The organism is Pseudomonas sp. 31-12 (assembly GCF_003151075.1).
Lineage (GTDB): Bacteria > Pseudomonadota > Gammaproteobacteria > Pseudomonadales > Pseudomonadaceae > Aquipseudomonas.
In genome coordinates this window covers 5,542,732-5,559,866 of the sequence record NZ_CP029482.1, presented here as the reverse complement: position 1 = coordinate 5,559,866, position 17,135 = coordinate 5,542,732, and the positions used below count along the sequence as shown (strand labels likewise).

At 58.0% G+C, this 17,135-nt stretch carries 17 protein-coding genes; 7 read left to right on the top strand and 10 right to left on the bottom strand.

What is annotated here, in order from left to right:
- Together DJ564_RS26215 and DJ564_RS26210 are read right to left on the bottom strand one after the other, a co-directional pair.
- Complete coding sequence (locus DJ564_RS26215) at positions 1 to 411, bottom strand: DUF4440 domain-containing protein (protein ID WP_109634461.1); 411 nt, start codon at positions 409 to 411, stop codon at positions 1 to 3.
- Positions 392 to 1,759, bottom strand: a complete 1,368-nt coding sequence (locus tag DJ564_RS26210; protein WP_109634460.1) for an MFS transporter — start codon at positions 1,757 to 1,759, stop codon at positions 392 to 394. The genes DJ564_RS26215 and DJ564_RS26210 overlap by 20 nt, the downstream gene beginning before the upstream one ends.
- Before the next feature lie 105 nt (positions 1,760 to 1,864).
- On the opposite strand from DJ564_RS26210, the gene DJ564_RS26205 reads away from it, so the two are divergent.
- On the top strand, positions 1,865 to 2,752 hold the full coding sequence (locus DJ564_RS26205; protein ID WP_109634458.1) for a LysR family transcriptional regulator: 888 nt from the start codon (positions 1,865 to 1,867) through the stop codon (positions 2,750 to 2,752).
- 63 nt (positions 2,753 to 2,815) lie between these two features.
- Here DJ564_RS26205 and glpD read toward each other — a convergent pair whose 3' ends face one another.
- The 4 genes from glpD to DJ564_RS26185 form a co-directional block, all read right to left on the bottom strand.
- Positions 2,816 to 4,354, bottom strand: coding sequence for a glycerol-3-phosphate dehydrogenase (gene glpD, locus DJ564_RS26200; RefSeq protein WP_109634456.1), 1,539 nt, complete (start codon positions 4,352 to 4,354; stop codon positions 2,816 to 2,818).
- 330 nt (positions 4,355 to 4,684) lie between these two features.
- On the bottom strand, positions 4,685 to 5,440 hold the full coding sequence (locus tag DJ564_RS26195; protein ID WP_027922833.1) for a DeoR/GlpR family transcriptional regulator: 756 nt from the start codon (positions 5,438 to 5,440) through the stop codon (positions 4,685 to 4,687).
- Positions 5,441 to 5,524: 84 nt separating this feature from the next.
- Positions 5,525 to 7,030, bottom strand: a complete 1,506-nt coding sequence (gene glpK / locus DJ564_RS26190) for a glycerol kinase GlpK (protein ID WP_109634455.1) — start codon at positions 7,028 to 7,030, stop codon at positions 5,525 to 5,527.
- A gap of 75 nt (positions 7,031 to 7,105) precedes the next feature.
- Complete coding sequence (locus tag DJ564_RS26185; RefSeq protein WP_109634453.1) at positions 7,106 to 7,957, bottom strand: MIP/aquaporin family protein; 852 nt, start codon at positions 7,955 to 7,957, stop codon at positions 7,106 to 7,108.
- A gap of 371 nt (positions 7,958 to 8,328) precedes the next feature.
- On the opposite strand from DJ564_RS26185, the gene ybaK reads away from it, so the two are divergent.
- Positions 8,329 to 8,799, top strand: coding sequence for a Cys-tRNA(Pro) deacylase (ybaK, locus tag DJ564_RS26180; protein WP_109634451.1), 471 nt, complete (start codon positions 8,329 to 8,331; stop codon positions 8,797 to 8,799).
- A gap of 15 nt (positions 8,800 to 8,814) precedes the next feature.
- Positions 8,815 to 9,597, top strand: a complete 783-nt coding sequence (locus DJ564_RS26175) for a PhzF family phenazine biosynthesis protein (protein WP_109634450.1) — start codon at positions 8,815 to 8,817, stop codon at positions 9,595 to 9,597.
- 116 nt (positions 9,598 to 9,713) lie between these two features.
- Here the strand turns inward: DJ564_RS26175 and DJ564_RS26170 are convergent, their stop codons facing one another.
- Together DJ564_RS26170 and argF are read right to left on the bottom strand one after the other, a co-directional pair.
- A complete protein-coding gene (locus DJ564_RS26170) occupies positions 9,714 to 10,823 on the bottom strand; it encodes an ABC transporter ATP-binding protein (protein ID WP_109634448.1) in 1,110 nt (369 codons plus the stop codon).
- Positions 10,820 to 11,740: an ornithine carbamoyltransferase gene (argF, locus tag DJ564_RS26165; protein ID WP_109634446.1), complete on the bottom strand. Its 921-nt coding sequence runs from the start codon at positions 11,738 to 11,740 to the stop codon at positions 10,820 to 10,822. The genes DJ564_RS26170 and argF overlap by 4 nt, the downstream gene beginning before the upstream one ends.
- A 405-nt stretch (positions 11,741 to 12,145) precedes the next feature.
- Between argF and DJ564_RS26160 the strand changes: the two genes are divergently transcribed.
- The 3 genes from DJ564_RS26160 to grxD all read left to right on the top strand — a co-directional run bounded on the left by DJ564_RS26160 (position 12,146) and on the right by grxD (position 15,121).
- A complete protein-coding gene (locus DJ564_RS26160) occupies positions 12,146 to 12,439 on the top strand; it encodes a hypothetical protein (protein WP_109634445.1) in 294 nt (97 codons plus the stop codon).
- A gap of 134 nt (positions 12,440 to 12,573) precedes the next feature.
- The gene (locus DJ564_RS26155) at positions 12,574 to 14,682 is read left to right on the top strand and encodes a molybdopterin oxidoreductase family protein (RefSeq protein WP_109634443.1); all 2,109 of its coding nucleotides are present in this window, start codon (positions 12,574 to 12,576) and stop codon (positions 14,680 to 14,682) included.
- A 97-nt stretch (positions 14,683 to 14,779) separates the two neighbouring features.
- Entirely contained in the window at positions 14,780 to 15,121 is a 342-nt protein-coding gene (grxD, locus tag DJ564_RS26150) for a Grx4 family monothiol glutaredoxin (protein ID WP_109634441.1), read from the top strand.
- Between the two features lie 196 nt (positions 15,122 to 15,317).
- Here grxD and bfr read toward each other — a convergent pair whose 3' ends face one another.
- On the bottom strand, positions 15,318 to 15,791 hold the full coding sequence (bfr, locus tag DJ564_RS26145) for a bacterioferritin (protein ID WP_010457685.1): 474 nt from the start codon (positions 15,789 to 15,791) through the stop codon (positions 15,318 to 15,320).
- 199 nt (positions 15,792 to 15,990) lie between these two features.
- Entirely contained in the window at positions 15,991 to 16,209 is a 219-nt protein-coding gene (locus tag DJ564_RS26140; protein ID WP_007943567.1) for a bacterioferritin-associated ferredoxin, read from the bottom strand.
- Between the two features lie 314 nt (positions 16,210 to 16,523).
- Here DJ564_RS26140 and DJ564_RS26135 point away from each other — a divergent pair, with 314 nt between their 5' ends.
- A complete protein-coding gene (locus tag DJ564_RS26135) occupies positions 16,524 to 17,126 on the top strand; it encodes a peroxiredoxin (protein WP_109634439.1) in 603 nt (200 codons plus the stop codon).
- Positions 17,127 to 17,135 lie beyond the last annotated feature (9 nt).

Sequence of the window (17,135 nt, the reverse complement as noted above, 5' to 3'; positions counted from 1 at the left end):
TCAGCTTTCCTGGCTTAGCGGCGTTTCATGCAGGTAGATCCATTGGGCGTTGTGGTGATGCAGGCCAATGATCGCCACCGAAATCCGTGAGCTTTCGCGCTGGTCCAGGCGATGGGTTTCCTTGTAGCGGATCGCCACGCTGGCGCCTTCTTGCCACACCGTCTGCAGGTCGCTGATGACGATTTCCAGGCCCGGTTTGGCGCCGATTGCACCCTTGAACATCTGTTCGACCGTCGCCCGGCTGACGATGGCGGCCGAGGTGGTGACCATGGTGAAGTGCTCGACGAATGCCGACATCAGCGGCTCGAGCGCGGCCTGCCCCTTACCGTTGGCGTCGGTGAACAGGGTGTGGATCAACTCGTGCACGTGATGAATGCTGTGGTGCGCCTGTTCAACTATTTTGTTGTGCATGACAGTCCTTTTGAGTGTTCAACTGACTCAGTTGAAAGAGTGGGAACAGGCCCACCAGCGCGGCAATGGCGAACGTCACGTGGTAGGCCTGGGTGGTATCGAAATGCTTCAGGAGCAGGTTGAAAACCATCAGGAAGAGGGCGGCGCCGATGCTGAATGACATCTGTCGGTTGATGTTCCAGATGACACTGGCCTTGTGCGTGTCACTGCCCTCGAAATCCATCAACGACGTGGTTTGTGCTGTGTTGGCTCCGATGCCGCCGCCGATCCCCATCAAGCTGTAGGCGATGACAATCACCAGAAGGTCTGAGGGATTGTTCACCAGTAGCAGGGTGGCAATGCCGGCGCTGTGCAACAGCATGCCGAGGGCAAACAGGCGCTTTGCGCCCATCCGGTTGTAGACCCGGCCACAGATCAGCATCGCGATGAACGCGCCGATGGCGTAGAGGATCATGAACATCCCTGTCAGGCGGGCGCTGAAGTGCAGGGTGTTTTGCAGGAAGAAGATGCTCATCAAGTTGACCCCCGTGAACACACCGGGAATCGCGTAATAGATAAAGATGGAGGTGCTGAGTTTTTTGCTTTTGAGCAGGCTCAGTTCAATGATCGGGTTTTTGCAGGTGCGGTAATGCAGCCCGTACAGCACCACGAAAGCAACGCCGGCCATGACGAAGAGGGCGGCCACCCATGCCGGAGCATCGCCGCCGTACAACGACATGCCCATCAGCAGGCTGCCGAGTGCTGCGCTGACCAGCAGCAAGCCCTTGATGTCGGGTCGGGGCAAACTCGTCGGCCGCGCTTCGTTAATCCAGAACCAGGACAGCACTGCCGCGATCAGCGAGAACGGGATGTTGCTGTAGAACACCCAGCGCCAGGAGCTGCTGTCGACGATGACTCCGCCGATGGTTGGTGAAATGGCGGGCGCTATCAGGGCAACGGCCATGACCAAGGTGGATATTTTCGCCCGCTGCTCACCCTTGAACAGGTTGAACGTCAGCGCCTGGCCGACTGGAATCAACAGGCCACCGCCAATCCCCTGGACGAAGCGCCAGATCACCAGCTCGTTGAAACTGTTGGCCAGCCCGCACATCCACACGGAACCTGTGAACACGAGCATCGAGGCGGTGAGGATTTCCCGGCTGCCAAAACGACCGGCCAACCAGGTGCTGACCGGAATGATCAGCGTCAGTCCCAGAATATAAGCATTGGCCACCCAGGCAACGTCTGAAGTACTAACGTGCAGCGCCGCCGATATACTCGGTAATGCGACCGCTGACATAAAGATGTTAATGCAGTCTATAAAAAAGCCGATGAGAAATATCAGTGCAACTTTGTAGCGATAGGTCATGGTGTTTCCCCTTTGCCGCAAAGCATAGGGGCGGTGGACTTGAGCTGTCGATACGACTATCCTTGAAACAATGTTTGACAGGATTTAACAGTGAGCCATATTGCTATGCACACCCATCTTAATCGGGTCCAGACTTTTCTGGCGGTGGTCGATTTTGGTTCTTACACCAAGGCGGCCAATTACCTGAGCATCAGCAAAGCCATGGCCAGCCTGCATGTCAAGGCGCTGGAGGACGTACTGTCAGCGACGCTGTTGATTAGAAATACCCGAAATATATCCCTCACCGAAATCGGTCAGGACTTTTATGAAGAGTTCAAAGGTATTGTCGCGGACATCGATAACGCCTTTGATAATGTATTAAAAGGGCATAACCGAGTTTCCGGGAAGTTGCGCTTCAGTTCCACCAGTGAGTACGGTGAGGCGTATATTCTGCCGTTGATTCCGCAATTCATAGAGCGCTACCCGGAGATAAAACTCTGTTATAACTTTAACTCGTCACTCAATGACCTGGTGGCGGAGAAGTTAGACCTGGTTATCCGTTTGGGCAACTTGGCGGACTCGGCATTCAAGAGCCGTAAACTGGCGGATTATGAAATTGTCCTGGTGGCTACCGAGGCGTTTCTTGCGCGTCACCCGGTGCAAAATCCTCAGGACCTGAATTCGCTGCCGTGGATTGCCAACAGCAACTTGCAGGCACCGACCCAGTGGACGTTGCGCCATCCACAATTGGGGACTGTCGAGATCAACGGGATCAATCAGTATGAATCCAACTCATCCACGGCCATCCGCTCCATGACGTTGTCGTCGCTGGGTGTTTCGGTGCTGCCCGCGTGGGTGGTCAAGGATGACATCGCCAGCGAGCGGCTGATCCGTCTGTTGCCCGACTATTCGCTGCCCTTGCAGTCCGTCAGCGTGGTGTTCCCCAACAGCCCGCATCTGCCCCACAAATCGAGGGCGTTCATTGATTTCCTGCTGCTGCATCTGGCGCAATGAGCCCCTGCAAAAAAGCCCCTGAATCGTGAGATTCAGGGGCTTTCGTTCAAGCGGGTTTTGCTATCAGGCCGCTTCGATCTTGCTGCGGTTCTGCTCGACCTTGCTCAGGTAATCCGCCAGTTTCTGCTGTTCCGCCGGGGTGGTGAACAGGCCCAGCTTGCTGCGGCGCCACAGGATGTCATGGGCGGTGGTCGCCCATTCTTCGCTGCACAGGTAATCGACTTCCCGGGTGTAGAGACCGCCGCCGATGTGATCGCCCAAGTCGCTGAGGTTCTGCACGCCTTCCAGCATGCGCCAGGTACGGCTGCCGTAGGTGGTGGCCCAGCGGCGCGAAATTTCGGTCGGGACCCAGTCGAACTTGTCGCGAATCAGCGAGCTCAACGCCTGCGGGGTGGTCATGTCTTCGCCGCCTGGCAGAGTGGCGCTGACGGTCCAGGTGGGCTTGATGTGCGTGAAGTACGGTGCCAGTTGTGCCAGCGCCGACTCGGCCAGTTTGCGGTAGGTGGTCAGCTTGCCGCCGAACACCGACAGCAATGGCGCTTCTTCACCTGTGCCCGACAGTGCCAGGGTGTAATCGCGGGTGACGGCCGACGGGTTATCGGATTCGTCGTTGCACAGCGGACGAACGCCGGAATAGCTGTGCAGGATGTCGTCGCGGCTGATCCGCTTCTTGAAGTGCGCGTTGACCACTTTCAACAGGTAATCGGTTTCGCCTTCGGTGATCGCCACTTTTGCCGGATCGCCGGTGTACTCGCGGTCGGTGGTGCCGATCAGGGTGAAGTGGTTCAGGTACGGAATGGTGAACACGATGCGCTGATCTTCGTTTTGCAGAATGTGCGCGTGTTCGCCTTCATACAGTTTCGGCACGATCAGGTGGCTGCCCTGGATCAGGCGGATGCCATACGGCGATTCCATCTTCAGGTCGTCACGAATGAACTTGGCGACCCATGGGCCGGCGGCGTTAACCAGCGCTTTGGCGCGGATCGAAAACAGGCTGCCATCGGCGCGTTCCAGGTGCAGATGCCACAAACCCTTGGTGCGGCGAGCGCTGACGCAACGGGTCTGGGTGTGAACGTGGGCGCCTTTCTCGCGGGCGGCCATGGCGTTCAGCACCACCAAACGGGCATCGTCGACCCAGCAATCGGAGTATTCGAAGCCTTTGGTGATTTCGCTTTTCAGCGGGCTGTCCGGACCGAACTTCAGGCTTTTCGAGCCTTCGAGTTTTTCCCGCTTGCCGAGGTGGTCATACAGGAACAGGCCGGCGCGGATCATCCAGGCCGGACGCAGGTGAGGACGGTGCGGCAGCACGAAGCGCATTTGTTTGACGATGTGCGGCGCCTTGGCCAACAGCACTTCGCGTTCGGCAAGGGCTTCGCGCACCAGGCGGAATTCGTAATGTTCGAGGTAGCGCAGGCCACCGTGGATCAGCTTGCTGCTGGCCGATGACGTGTGGCTGGCCAGGTCATCCTTTTCGCAAAGGAACACCGAGAGACCGCGACCGGCGGCATCCGCTGCGATCCCGACGCCATTGATCCCACCACCGATGACGGCGATGTCGTAGACCTCAGCGAGAGGGGGCGTAGGCAAGGTAGAAGTGGGCATCGGCTGGCCTCGGGCTCTTTTGATTTTCTGTATTGGAATACGAACATTAATGTTCATTTGCGAAAATAGTAGCCCATTAAACCGCCCACAGCCAGTTAACTTCGATTGAAAATACTGATCGAAGGGCCGAGAAAGGAAAATTTACGAACATTAAATGAGCGGGATGGAGGCTTTTGTGGCGAGGGAGCTTGCTCCCGATCGGCTGCGCAGCAGACGCAAATCAGACGACACGCTCTTCCTGAAATACAACGATTACCGGTTTTAGGGCTGCTTCGCAGCCCAGCGGGAGCAAGCTCCCTCGCCACAAGGGAGCGCGCTGTTTGGAAAGGGTTAAACCACTTCCAGCCGAATCTTGTGCTGACTCAACAACTGCGCCAACGCCGGCACAGGCTGCTGATCGGTCACCAGGCAATCAATCAAACTGATCGGCCCCAGGCGAATCATGGCGTTGCGCCCGAATTTGCTGGAGTCAGCCGCCAGGATCACCTTCCGGGCATTGGCGATGATCGCCTGCGACACCCGCACTTCCTGGTAATCGAAATCGAGCAGGCTGCCGTCTTCATCGATACCGCTGATACCAACCAAGGCAAAGTCGACCTTGAACTGGTTGATGAAGTCGACACTCGCCTGACCGACCACGCCACCGTCGCGCCGCACATTGCCACCGGTCAGCAGAACGTCGAAGTCGTCCTTGGCGCTGAGCATTGAGGCCACGTGCAGGTTGTTGGTGATGATCTTCAGGTGATTGTGATTGAGCAGCGCCCGGGCAATCGATTCGGTGGTGGTGCCGATATTGATAAACAGCGAGGCGTGATCCGGGATCTGCGCCGCAATGGCTTCGCCGATACGCTGCTTTTCATCGCGCATCTGGTCGGCGCGCATGGCGTAGGCGGTGTTTTCGACACTGGAATCGTAGGCTGCGCCGCCGTGGTAGCGACGCAACAAATTGGCTTCCGCGAGCTGATTGATATCGCGGCGGATGGTCTGCGGTGTAACGACGAACAGCGTGGCCATTTCCTCGATGCTGACATAGCCGCGTTCGCGGACCAGTTCGAGGATTTGCTGCTGACGGGGAGGCAGATTCATGGGGCTTCCTTTGGCTGCCGTGCAAAAATTTGCCCATGATGCCGCAGGAATCTGCTCCCGACCAGTTACAACCCTGCTGTTGGCTTATTCAGCGCCTTCATGCGGTTCCCAGTCGCGGGTGCGGCTGACGGCTTTTTTCCAGCCGGCGTAGAGTTTTTCCTTGGCGGTTTCGTCCAGGGTCGGTTCGAACTCGCGCTCGATTACCGCCTTGCCGCGCAATTCATCCAGGCTGCCCCAGAAGCCGCACGCCAGACCAGCCAGGTAAGCGGCGCCCAGTGCGGTGGTTTCACGCATTTGCGGACGCTCGACCTGAGTGCCGAGGATGTCGGCCTGGAACTGCATCAGGAAGTTGTTGGCGACCGCGCCACCGTCCACACGCAGGGATTTCAGGCGTTCGCCGGAATCCTGTTGCATGGCGTCGAGCACGTCGCGGGTCTGGTAGGCAATCGACTCCAGTGCGGCACGAATGATGTGATCCACGCGCACGCCGCGGGTCAGGCCGAACAGGGCGCCACGGGCATACGGGTCCCAGTACGGCGCGCCGAGGCCGGTAAAGGCCGGTACCAGGTACACGCCGTTGCTGTCCTTGACCTTGTTGGCAAAGTATTCGGTGTCGTGGGCGTCGTTGATGATCTTCAGTTCGTCACGCAGCCACTGAACGGTCGAACCACCATTGAACACTGCGCCTTCCAGCGCGTAAGCCACTTCGCCGCGCGGGCCGCAAGCGATGGTGGTGAGCATGCCGTGCTTGGACTTCACAGCTTTGTCGCCGGTGTTCATCAGCAGGAAGCAACCGGTGCCGTAGGTGTTTTTTGCCTGGCCTGGCTCCACGCACATCTGGCCGAAAAGGGCTGCTTGCTGATCGCCGGCGATACCGCCGATGGCGATGCCGCTTTTGGTGTGCCCGTAGATTTCCGACGAGGACTTCACTTCCGGCAGCATCTCGCGCGGGATATCCAGCACCTCCAGCATCTTCGCGTCCCACTCAAGTGTGTGGATGTTGAAGAGCATGGTGCGCGAGGCGTTGGTGTAGTCGGTGACGTGCACCTTGCCGCCGGTAAATTTCCAGATCAGCCAGCTGTCGACGGTGCCGAACAGCAGTTCGCCTTTGCGCGCACGTTCGCGGCTGCCTTCGACGTTGTCGAGGATCCACTTGAGTTTGGTGCCGGAGAAGTACGGGTCAGTGACCAGGCCGGTGGTTTCGCTGATGTATTGCTCGTGGCCATCGCGCTTGAGCTGCTGGCAGATCTCGGTGCTGCGGCGGCACTGCCAGACAATCGCGTTGTAGATCGGGCGGCCGGTGGTCTTGTCCCAGACCACGGTGGTTTCGCGCTGGTTGGTGATGCCGATGGCCGCGACCTGGTCGTGATGCAGGCCGGCTTGCGCCAGGGCCTCGACCATCACGGCGCTTTGGGTGGCGAAGATTTCCATCGGGTCGTGTTCGACCCAACCGGCTTGCGGGTAATGCTGGACGAATTCGCGCTGGGCGGTGCAGACCACGTTCGCGTCACGATCGAAAATGATCGCGCGGGAGCTGGTCGTACCCTGATCGAGGGCAATGATGTAGTTCTTATTCTGAATGTCGGTCATGTCGATTGCCTTGGACGAAAAAAGGGAGAAAGGTCCGGCGCGAGATCAAATGGGCAGGATCACGCGCCTACGGTATCAAGAAGTTCTTGGTTTGCCGTCAATGGCCGGTGTTGCGTCCTTTGTAGCAGGTAGGGCGCTGGGCAGATGACGGGCAATCAGCCCGCGATACGCGGCAGCACCGAGGCAGGCACCGACAATCGGTGCAAAAATCGGAATCAGGAAATATGGGATATCGCGGCCGCCGGTGAGGGAAATTTCACCCCAGCCTGTAAAGAAAGTCATCAGCTTGGGACCGAAATCTCGCGCCGGGTTCATCGCAAAACCGGTGAGCGGGCCCATGGAGCTGCCAATCACCGCAATCAGCAAGCCAATCAGCAACGGTGCCATGGGGCCTTTTGGCAAACCATTGTTGTCGTCGGTCAGGGACATGATCACGCCCATCAGGATGGCGGTGATGATCACCTCAACCAGGAACGCCTGGGCGGTGGACAGGGACGGGTTGGGGAAGGTGGAGAACACCGACGCCAATTCGAGGCTGGCCTGGGTGCCACGAACCATATGGTGAGTTTGTTCGAAATCGAAGAATAGATTGCTGTACAGCGTGTACACCAAAAATGCGCCGCAGAATGCGCCAGCAATTTGAGAGAGGATATAGAACGGCAGTTTGCGCTTTTCGAAGTCAGCGAAAATGCTCAGGGCGATGCTGACGGCAGGATTGAGGTGAGCCCCGGAAACCCCGGCGGTCAAGTAGATCGCCATGCTCACGCCGACGCCCCAGATGATGCTGATTTCCCACAGGCCAAAGCTGGCACCTGCGACCTTGAGCGCAGCAACGCAACCGGTGCCGAAAAAGATAAGCAGTGCAGTGCCCAGAAACTCGGCCATGCATTGGCTTGAGAGCGACGGTTGTTGTAAAGCAGTTGTCATTGGAAACCTCGTTTTTGTTGTTGTCTGGCGCTTCATTCGTCATGGCCAAAGCGCGTTTTCCACCGAGGCAGAATCCCCATCCTGTTCTCGGCCTGCTACTGGGGTGCTGCGATGACACATTCGTACAGTATTCAGATTCGAAAAAATATAGACAAGAAACGCTGCTGTCAAAGGTCGAAAGTGAACCGTCAGTCACAATTCAACTATTAGTCACGTGAATGATCGTATCGTTCACGCCGCGGGCCGAGCGCGGACGAGTGGCACGTGGCGCTGCCAAGCCTTTGAAACAGTGGCGCAATAGAGCCTTTTGCCGTTCAATGTCCTAGAATCCAGCGCAGGATTTTTCTACTGCCGCCCAGTCTGGAGCTGCCATGACCCCCGCATTGGATTTGTTGAAAAAAGTTCGAGCCGAACATCGCGTGCACAGTTATGAACATGATCCGAAGGCAGCGTCTTATGGGCTGGAGGCCGCGGAGAAGCTGGGACTGAACCCGGCGCAGGTGTTCAAGACCTTGCTGGCGGCCAGTGAGAAAGGTGAATTGCTGGTGGCGGTGGTGCCGGTCGTCGGAAGTCTGGACTTGAAGCATCTGGCGCACGCGGCGGGGGTGAAAAAAGTCGAAATGGCCGACCCTGCCGCCGCGCAACGCACGACGGGTTATCTGTTGGGTGGGATCAGCCCGCTGGGGCAGAAGAAGCGTTTGCGTACGTTTATCGATAACTCTGCTCAGCCCTTTGCGACTATTTTCGTCAGTGCCGGTCGGCGTGGTCTGGAAGTGGAATTGGCGCCGACCGTGCTGGCCGAACACACTCAGGCCAAGTTTGCCGATATCGGTCGCGCCTAAATCAGGGAGAAGGTTATGCAGCTTGAGTTTCATCAGGTCGACGCGTTCAGCGATCGCCCGTTCAGTGGGAATCCGGCGATGGTGTACCGGCTTGAGGCCTGGCTCGCCGATGAGTTGATGCAGAAGATCGCTGCCGAGCACAACCTCGCTGAAACCGCCTTCGTGGTGCGCGAGGGGCAGGGCTGGCACATTCGCTGGTTTACCCCGACCACTGAGGTGCCGTTGTGCGGCCATGCGACCCTCGCCAGTGCGCATGTTTTGTTTGAAATCTATAAGGAACCGGTCGAACGCCTGGACTTCATCTGCAAGTCCGGCCCGTTGAGTGTGAGTCGTGAGGACGGACGCTTGTGGCTGGATTTTCCGGCCATCGTGCCGTCTGAAGTGGGCGTGACGCTGGATGTCGAACGCGCCTTGGGTGTCGAAGTGGTCGACGTGTTGGGTTCAAATGAATTGTTCGTGGTGCTGGAATCGGAGCAGGCGGTGCTCGATTGTCAGCCAGACATGGTCGCCCTGGCCAAACTGCCGTGGCCGGGCGCGATCGTCACCGCCAAGGGCGGCAAGCATGATTTTGTGTCGCGTTACTTTGCCCCGGCGATCGGCATCAATGAAGATCCGGTGACCGGTTCGACCCATTGCAGCTTGATTCCGTATTGGTCGAAGCGGTTGGGCAAGTCGAGCCTCACGGCGTATCAGTGCTCGAATCGAGGCGGAGAGTTGTTCTGCCGGCTGGAAGGGGATCGGGTGAAGATTGGCGGGAATGCGACGCTGGTTGCGAGCGGAACACTTATTCTCGGTTGACACAAATCTTATGTGGGAGCGGGCTTGCTCGCGAAAGCGATATTACATTCAACGAAGATGTTGACTGGTCCGGCGCTTTCGCGAGCAAGCACGCTCCCACAGTTTATTCGTGTATGTCAGCTGGCGGTGCTGTAGCGGCGAACACCGGACTCGACCGCCAGAATCTGCGCTGCCGTGCTACCGGACGCCTGGAACAGCACCAGGTGTTCAGCCGCGACTCGAATACCCACCTCGGCACCGACGTGATGATCAGCATGGCTGGGAAAGATCGATTCCAGCTGTGCACCGGTCGGCAGCTGCAAACGATACAGCGTCGACGCACCCTGGAAGGACTTCCCGACAATCCGTGCCTTCAAACCGCTGTCGGGTGCATAAACGATATCGTCCGGGCGCAGCAACACGTCCACCGCACCGCCCACTGGCCAGGTGTAGGCACGATTGCCGCGTAACTCACCCAATTCTGTCTGCACCGACTCCGGGCTGCTCAATTGGCCGCGGATGAAATAACCCTGGCCAATGAAGCTGGCCACATAAGGCGTCAGCGGTTCGTGATACAGGTTGTAGGGCGTGTCCCACTGTTCCAGCCGGCCTTCCTTGAACACTCCAACGTGATCGCTCACCGCGAAGGCTTCTTCCTGGTCGTGGGTTACCAGAATCGCGCTGGTGCCACGGGCCTTGAGAATGTCGCGCACCTCATGGCTGAGCTTGCGCCGCAGTTCGCCATCGAGGTTGGAGAACGGTTCGTCGAGCAACAGCAGTTGCGGTTCCGGTGCCAGAGCGCGGGCCAGTGCGACACGTTGTTGCTGACCACCGGACAACTCATGCGGGAAGCGCTTGCCAAGGTTTTTCAGGTTGACCAGTTCCAGCAGTTCTTCGGTGACGCGATCCTTTTGCGGATGCTTGCGGATCCCGAAAGCGATGTTCTCGGCCACGCTCAAATGCGGAAACAGCGCGTAGTCCTGGAACACCATGCCGATTCGGCGTTTCTCCGGGGCGAGGGTGAAACCGGCGCGGGAAATGGTCTCGCCCGCCAGCGTGATTTCACCTTCGTGCACCGGTTCGAAACCGGCAATCGCCCGTAGCGTTGTGGTCTTGCCGCAGCCTGAAGAGCCCAGCAGGCAACCGATGTCGCCGACATTCAAGTGCAGGTTGAGGTTCTGCACCACGCGCTGGTCTTGATAGCCACAGGCGAGGTTGCGCAGGTTAAGCAGTAATGGATGGCTCATGCGTGATGGTACGAAGGCGGGACGAGAAACTCGAGCAGGGCCTTTTGTGCGTGAAGGCGGTTTTCCGCTTGATCCCAGGCGACGGAGCGCTTGTCATCGAGCACGTCGAGGCTGATTTCCTCGCCACGGTGGGCCGGCAGGCAGTGCATGAACAGCACATCCTCAGCCGCGAGGTCGAGCAGGGCGCGAGTCACCTGGAACGGCGCGAACAGCTTCAGGCGCTTGGCGGTTTCTTCTTCCTGGCCCATGGAGGTCCAGACATCGGTGCTCACCAGGTGGGCGCCGCGCACGGCTTCCTTTGGATCGCGGACGATGGTCACGCGATCACCGGCCTTGGCCACGAATTGCGGGTTGGGTTCAAAACCTTCAGGGCAGGCGATACGCAACTGGAAGTCGAACTGGATTGCCGCTTCTATATAGCTGTTGCACATGTTGTTGCCGTCGCCGATCCAGGCCACGGTCTTGCCCTGGATCGAGCCGCGATGTTCGAGGAAGGTTTGCATGTCCGCCAGCAACTGGCACGGGTGCAGGTCATCGGACAGGCCGTTGATCAGCGGGACGCGCGAATTGGCGGCGAATTCGGTCAGGGTGCTGTGGGAATACGTGCGGATCATCACCGCATCGAGCATGCTCGACATGACAATGGCGGCGTCTCCAATTGGTTCGCCACGGCCCAGCTGCGTGTCGCGCGGTGACAGGAAAATGGCCTGGCCGCCGAGCTGGATCATGCCGGCTTCGAACGAAATTCGGGTGCGGGTCGAGGACTTCTCGAAAATCATCCCGAGCACGCGGTTTTTCAGAGGCTCGAACAGTACGCCGCGGTTACGCAGGTCCTTGAGCTCAACGCCTCGACGGATCACGCTGACCAGCTCTTCGGGCGTGCAATCCATCAGGGAGAGAAAGTGCCTTGCGCTCATCATTGACTACCTTTTTGCAACAGACCGCAGATACTCAAAGCCTTGTTTAACTGAAAAACGGGCGAGACCTGCGGCGTAAGCCGCACGGGGCGACGAAATAGGGGGAGGCGCGATATTGACATTAAATGTCGCGTTTTTCCAATGGGCTACGGTGTTTGGGGATTTCAGAGGGGCTACGGGGTGTCCGCAGTAGCGCTTTTGAAGCCGGTTTACTGACAGCAGCCTGTCATTTGTACACTGGGCTCCTTGGGGTTGGCAATCAAACCGGGCGGGGATCGCATGGCCACGGGTCGGTTTCTGACCTGATATTCGCGACGGTGGCTGGCGATGTGCCGGGATGAAACATTTGCTAATGCAAAGTGCTGGGTTATAACTAGCTCACGAATGATGCAGGGAGCCTTCGGAATGGAATCGAAAGAACAGCTGTTAATGGATTTACTTGGCCTCACGGCCCGTTCTCTGACCCACCTCACCGCTTCCATGACGTCGATGTCCTTTGAATTGATGCGCAGTGAAGACGAAGTGACCAAGGCGGCCGGTCGACGCATGATCGACCGCATGGCAACCATCAGCACCGGGCTCGATGAGCACTGGCGACTGATCGGCGAGCTCACCGGCGTACATGTCGCCCAGGAGCAGATCGAAACCATTCAGGAGATCCAGTTGCAGACGCCGCCACCCGGGTTGCCGCCAAACTGATCGAGCGCGGTCATCGGCTGGCCTGATGGTCGCCGATTCACAAGACGAACGTCGCTGGCGCAGTGGCGGGTCACGCGCCATAGTTTTGTTCCCGCGGCCGATATTGCCCGCCCAGAACAAAACAGAGACTGGCCATGACCAAGACTCTCCATCACCGTGCCTGCCACCTGTGTGAAGCCATTTGCGGCCTGACTATCGAGACCTCCGAGGTCGAAGGCAGCGGCGTACAGATCACCTCAATAAAAGGCGACCCACTGGATACGTTCAGCCGTGGGCACATCTGCCCCAAGGCGGTTGCCCTGCAAGACATCCAGAACGATCCGGATCGCCTGCGTCAGCCGATGCTGCGAGTGGGCAGCGAATGGCAGCCTGTCGAGTGGGAAGACGCCTTCAGCCTTGTCGCCGAACGCCTGGCGGCGATTCAGGAGCGTCACGGGCAGAACGCGGTGGCGGTTTATCAAGGCAATCCCAGCGTGCACAACTATGGGTTGATGACCCACAGCAATTACTTCCTGGGCCTGCTGAAAACACGCAACCGGTTTTCCGCGACCTCGGTCGACCAGTTGCCTCATCACCTGACCAGCCATTTGATGTACGGCCACGGCTTGCTGTTGCCGATCCCGGACATCGATCACACCGACTTCATGTTGATCCTCGGGGGCAATCCACTGGCCTCCAACGGCAGCATCATGACCGTGCCGGATGTGGAAAAACGCCTGAAGGCGATTCAGGCCCGGGGCGGCAAAGTGGTGGTGGTCGATCCGCGTCGCAGTGAAACGGCTGCGATTGCCGATCAACATCTGTTCGTGCGCCCCGGTGGTGATGCGGCGCTGTTGTTCGGGCTGCTCAATACCTTGTTCGCCGAAGGCCTGACCCGCGACAGTCATTTACCGGTGGACGGTCTGGATGAAGTCCGTCAGGCCATCGCCACATTCACCGCCGACACCATGAGCCCTTTGTGCGCGGTGCCGGCAGAGCAGATTCGCCAACTGGCCCGTGATTTTGCAGCAGCGCCGACTGCGGTCTGTTATGGCCGGATGGGCGTTTCCACCCAGGCCTTCGGCACTTTGTGCCATTGGCTGGTGCAACTGATCAACCTGGTCACCGGCAACCTCGACCGCGTCGGCGGGGCGTTGTGCACAGAACCTGCGGTGGATCTGGTGGCGTCCACTTCGGGCGGCCATTTCAATCTGTGGCAGAGCCGGGTATCCGGGCGTCCCGAGTACGGCGGCGAGCTGCCGGTGTCGGCCCTGGCGGAAGAGATGCTGACCGGCGGGGAAGGGCAGGTCCGTGCGCTGATCACCGTGGCCGGCAATCCGGTGCTGTCCACACCCAATGGCCGGCAACTGGAACAGGCACTGGACGGGTTGGAGTTCATGGTCAGCATCGACCTGTACATCAATGAAACCACGCGCTATGCCGACCTGATCCTGCCGTCGACCTCGGCACTGGAAAACGATCACTACGACACCACGTTCAACATGTTCGCGGTGCGCAACGTCACCCGTTTCAACCGAGCGATTCTGGGCAAGCCCGAAGGGGCATTGCATGACTGGGAGATCTTTGTCGGCCTGGCCCAGGCCTTTGCGGCGAAGACCGGCAAGGACCTGAAGCCGACCATTCCTCCCGCACAGATGATCGATCGCGGACTTCGAATGGGGCTTTATGGTGATGCCTCTGAACACAAGCTTTCGCTCGCAACGCTGTTCGATCATCCGCACGGTGTCGATCTGGGCGCGCTCAAATCCAACCTCGCGCCGCGCCTGAAAACCGCTAACCAGCGAGTCCAGGCTGCGCCTGCCGCGATTCTCGCCGACCTGGCGCGCTTCGCCGCGCTGCAGGCACCGGCCGCCGATGAATTGCTGATGATTGGTCGTCGCCATGTGCGCAGCAACAACTCGTGGATGCACAACTACCACCGTCTGGTGAAGGGCAAGCCGCGCCATCAATTGTTGATGCACCCGGATGACCTGGCCAGCCGTGGGCTCAGCGATGGGCAGCGCGTGCGGGTCAGTTCGCGGGTCGGCATGATCGAAGTGGAAGTGGTCGCCAGCCTGGATATGATGAAAGGCGTGGTCAGCCTGCCTCACGGTTGGGGCCATGCGCGGCCCGGCGTGCAGATGACGATCGCCAGTGGTCAACCAGGCTCCAGCGCCAATGACCTGACCGATGAATGCCAGCTCGATGAGTTGTCGGGGAATGCGGCGTTGAACGGTGTTCCGGTGACTGTGGCGGCAGCTTGATTGTGTCTGTCGGGGAGACCGAGCATGGCGCTCGGGTTTCCGTTACAATGCGCCACCGTGCCGACCCTTGAGTCGGAAAGTTCAGCCGAGGTGCTCCATGGATATCATCGAAACGATTAAAGAGCAGATTGCTAACAACACCATTCTGCTTTACATGAAAGGTTCGCCGAATGCCCCGCAGTGTGGCTTCTCCGCGAAAGCCGCGCAGGCCGTGATGGCATGTGGTGAAAAGTTTGCGTACGTGGACATCCTGCAGAACCCGGAAATCCGCGCCAACCTGCCAAAATACGCCAACTGGCCAACCTTCCCGCAACTGTGGGTCGGTGGTGAGCTGGTCGGCGGTAGCGACATCATGACTGAAATGTCGGCTGATGGTTCGCTGCAGGCCACGATCAAGGCTGCTGTTGAAGCGGCTGCTGCTGGCAAGACCGAAGCCTGATCCTCTCAATGTGGGAGCGGGCTTGCTCGCGAAAGCGGTACAACATTCAACAGATTAGTTGACTGACCTACCGCCTTCGCGAGCAAGCCCGCTCCCACATTTGTTTCAGGGTGAACCTGAAGCCGGTCATGAAAAAGCCCCGCCTCTTCAAAAGAGCGCGGGGCTTTTTAATGTCTCGAGTTTAGCGGGCGCTAACTTACTCTTCGCCCATCTGCGATTGCAGATAGTTCTCAAGACCGATTTTATCGATCAGGCCCAGTTGGGTTTCCAGCCAGTCGATATGTTCTTCTTCGGACTCAAGAATGTCTTCGAGCAATTCACGGCTACCGAAATCGCCAACGGTTTCGCAATGTGCGATGGCGACCTTGAGGTCGGCATGACCGGTTTTTTCGATACGCAGGTCACACTCAAGCATTTCCTGGGTGTGCTCGCCGATCTGCAGCTTGCCCAGGTCCTGAACGTTCGGCAGGCCTTCGAGGAACAGGATGCGCTTGATCAGCTTGTCCGCGTGTTTCATCTCGTCGATGGATTCGTGGTATTCGTGCTTGCCAAGCTTGTTCAGACCCCAATCTTCGTACATGCGCGCATGCAGAAAATACTGATTGATCGCGACCAGTTCATTGGCAAGGATCTTGTTGAGATGCTGGATGACTGTAATGTCGCCTTTCATGATGGGGTCCTGCCCTGTATTAGCTGTCTATAAGGCAGAGTTTGAGCCGCGCAACTAAGAGTGTCAAACCTAAGTTATTGAAACTTAAATGAAAATTAATCGGAATAAGAATGTTTGTGTTCCGCGTCTAGCCCGTAAGCAATTGATTTTCAGACATAAAAAAACCGGACTTCAAGTCCGGTTCTTTGGAATACGGTATTTACGCTGCAGTAAATTCTACAGGGAAAGGAATCGCGGCCTGGGCCGATTGCAATTTGGTCAGGGTTTCGCGGACCACTTCCTTGGCAAGGCAGGCGCATTTGCCGCATTGGCTGGCTACGCCAGTCGCCTGACGGACTTCTTTGTAGCTGCAGCAACCTTCGTAGATTGCATCGCGGATTTGACCGTCGGTGACGCCAGTGCAGAGGCAGACATACATAAGCTAAGAACCGTCGCTGGTGGTGACTCAGTTGCGATGGATCTTAATGTTAACGAGAATGATTGTCAAAGTGCTTTCTGAAAGCTTCGCGTTATAAGCGCGTATGACTGACGAACGGTTTTCATCTAGCGATCTGCCATTACCTGCCGAGACAGCCTATTTGGTGCGTCGGTGAAAAACCGTTGAGGACAGCTCAAAAACGCCGTGTATGATGGTCGGTCCTTGCGAAGGGGGTCGTGTCACAGGGCTGTCGCCTGAGGGTGGCAGGCTGGCGCGAACCCAGTTCTTCACGTTAATAGACCAGGAGATATTCAATGAGCGTACTCGTAGGCAAACAAGCCCCGGACTTCACCGTACCTGCCGTCCTCGGCAATGGCGAAATCGTGGATAGCTACACCCTGTCCTCGGCCATCAAAGGCAAATACGGCCTGGTGTTCTTCTACCCACTGGACTTCACCTTCGTTTGCCCATCCGAGCTGATCGCTCTGGACAACCGCATGGCTGACTTCAAGGCGCGTAATGTTGAAGTGGTCGCGGTGTCGATCGATTCGCACTTCACCCACAACGCATGGCGCAACACCCCGGTGAACAATGGCGGTATCGGCCAGGTTCGCTACACCATGGCTGCCGACATGAAACACGAAATCGCCAAGGCCTACGACGTTGAGTCCGAAGGCGGCGTGGCTTTCCGTGGCGCGTTCCTGATCGACGACAAAGGCATTGTCCGTTCGCAGATCATCAACGACCTGCCGCTGGGCCGTAACATGGAAGAGCTGATCCGTCTGGTCGACGCCCTGCAATTCCACGAAGAGCACGGCGAAGTCTGCCCTGCCAACTGGAAAAAAGGCGACAAAGGCATGACCGCTTCGACCGAAGGCGTCGCGGCTTACCTGACCGAGAACGCTGCTGCGCTGTAAGGCACGTTC

Coding starts and splice junctions, on each gene's coding strand:
- DJ564_RS26215 (WP_109634461.1), bottom strand. CDS start 411: ATGCACAACAAAATAGTTGAACAGGCGCACCACAGCATTCATCACGTG.
- DJ564_RS26210 (WP_109634460.1), bottom strand. CDS start 1,759: ATGACCTATCGCTACAAAGTTGCACTGATATTTCTCATCGGCTTTTTT.
- DJ564_RS26205 (WP_109634458.1), top strand. CDS start 1,865: ATGCACACCCATCTTAATCGGGTCCAGACTTTTCTGGCGGTGGTCGAT.
- glpD (WP_109634456.1), bottom strand. CDS start 4,354: ATGCCCACTTCTACCTTGCCTACGCCCCCTCTCGCTGAGGTCTACGAC.
- DJ564_RS26195 (WP_027922833.1), bottom strand. CDS start 5,440: ATGAATCTGCCTCCCCGTCAGCAGCAAATCCTCGAACTGGTCCGCGAA.
- glpK (WP_109634455.1), bottom strand. CDS start 7,030: ATGACCGACATTCAGAATAAGAACTACATCATTGCCCTCGATCAGGGT.
- DJ564_RS26185 (WP_109634453.1), bottom strand. CDS start 7,957: ATGACAACTGCTTTACAACAACCGTCGCTCTCAAGCCAATGCATGGCC.
- ybaK (WP_109634451.1), top strand. CDS start 8,329: ATGACCCCCGCATTGGATTTGTTGAAAAAAGTTCGAGCCGAACATCGC.
- DJ564_RS26175 (WP_109634450.1), top strand. CDS start 8,815: ATGCAGCTTGAGTTTCATCAGGTCGACGCGTTCAGCGATCGCCCGTTC.
- DJ564_RS26170 (WP_109634448.1), bottom strand. CDS start 10,823: ATGAGCCATCCATTACTGCTTAACCTGCGCAACCTCGCCTGTGGCTAT.
- argF (WP_109634446.1), bottom strand. CDS start 11,740: ATGAGCGCAAGGCACTTTCTCTCCCTGATGGATTGCACGCCCGAAGAG.
- DJ564_RS26160 (WP_109634445.1), top strand. CDS start 12,146: ATGGAATCGAAAGAACAGCTGTTAATGGATTTACTTGGCCTCACGGCC.
- DJ564_RS26155 (WP_109634443.1), top strand. CDS start 12,574: ATGACCAAGACTCTCCATCACCGTGCCTGCCACCTGTGTGAAGCCATT.
- grxD (WP_109634441.1), top strand. CDS start 14,780: ATGGATATCATCGAAACGATTAAAGAGCAGATTGCTAACAACACCATT.
- bfr (WP_010457685.1), bottom strand. CDS start 15,791: ATGAAAGGCGACATTACAGTCATCCAGCATCTCAACAAGATCCTTGCC.
- DJ564_RS26140 (WP_007943567.1), bottom strand. CDS start 16,209: ATGTATGTCTGCCTCTGCACTGGCGTCACCGACGGTCAAATCCGCGAT.
- DJ564_RS26135 (WP_109634439.1), top strand. CDS start 16,524: ATGAGCGTACTCGTAGGCAAACAAGCCCCGGACTTCACCGTACCTGCC.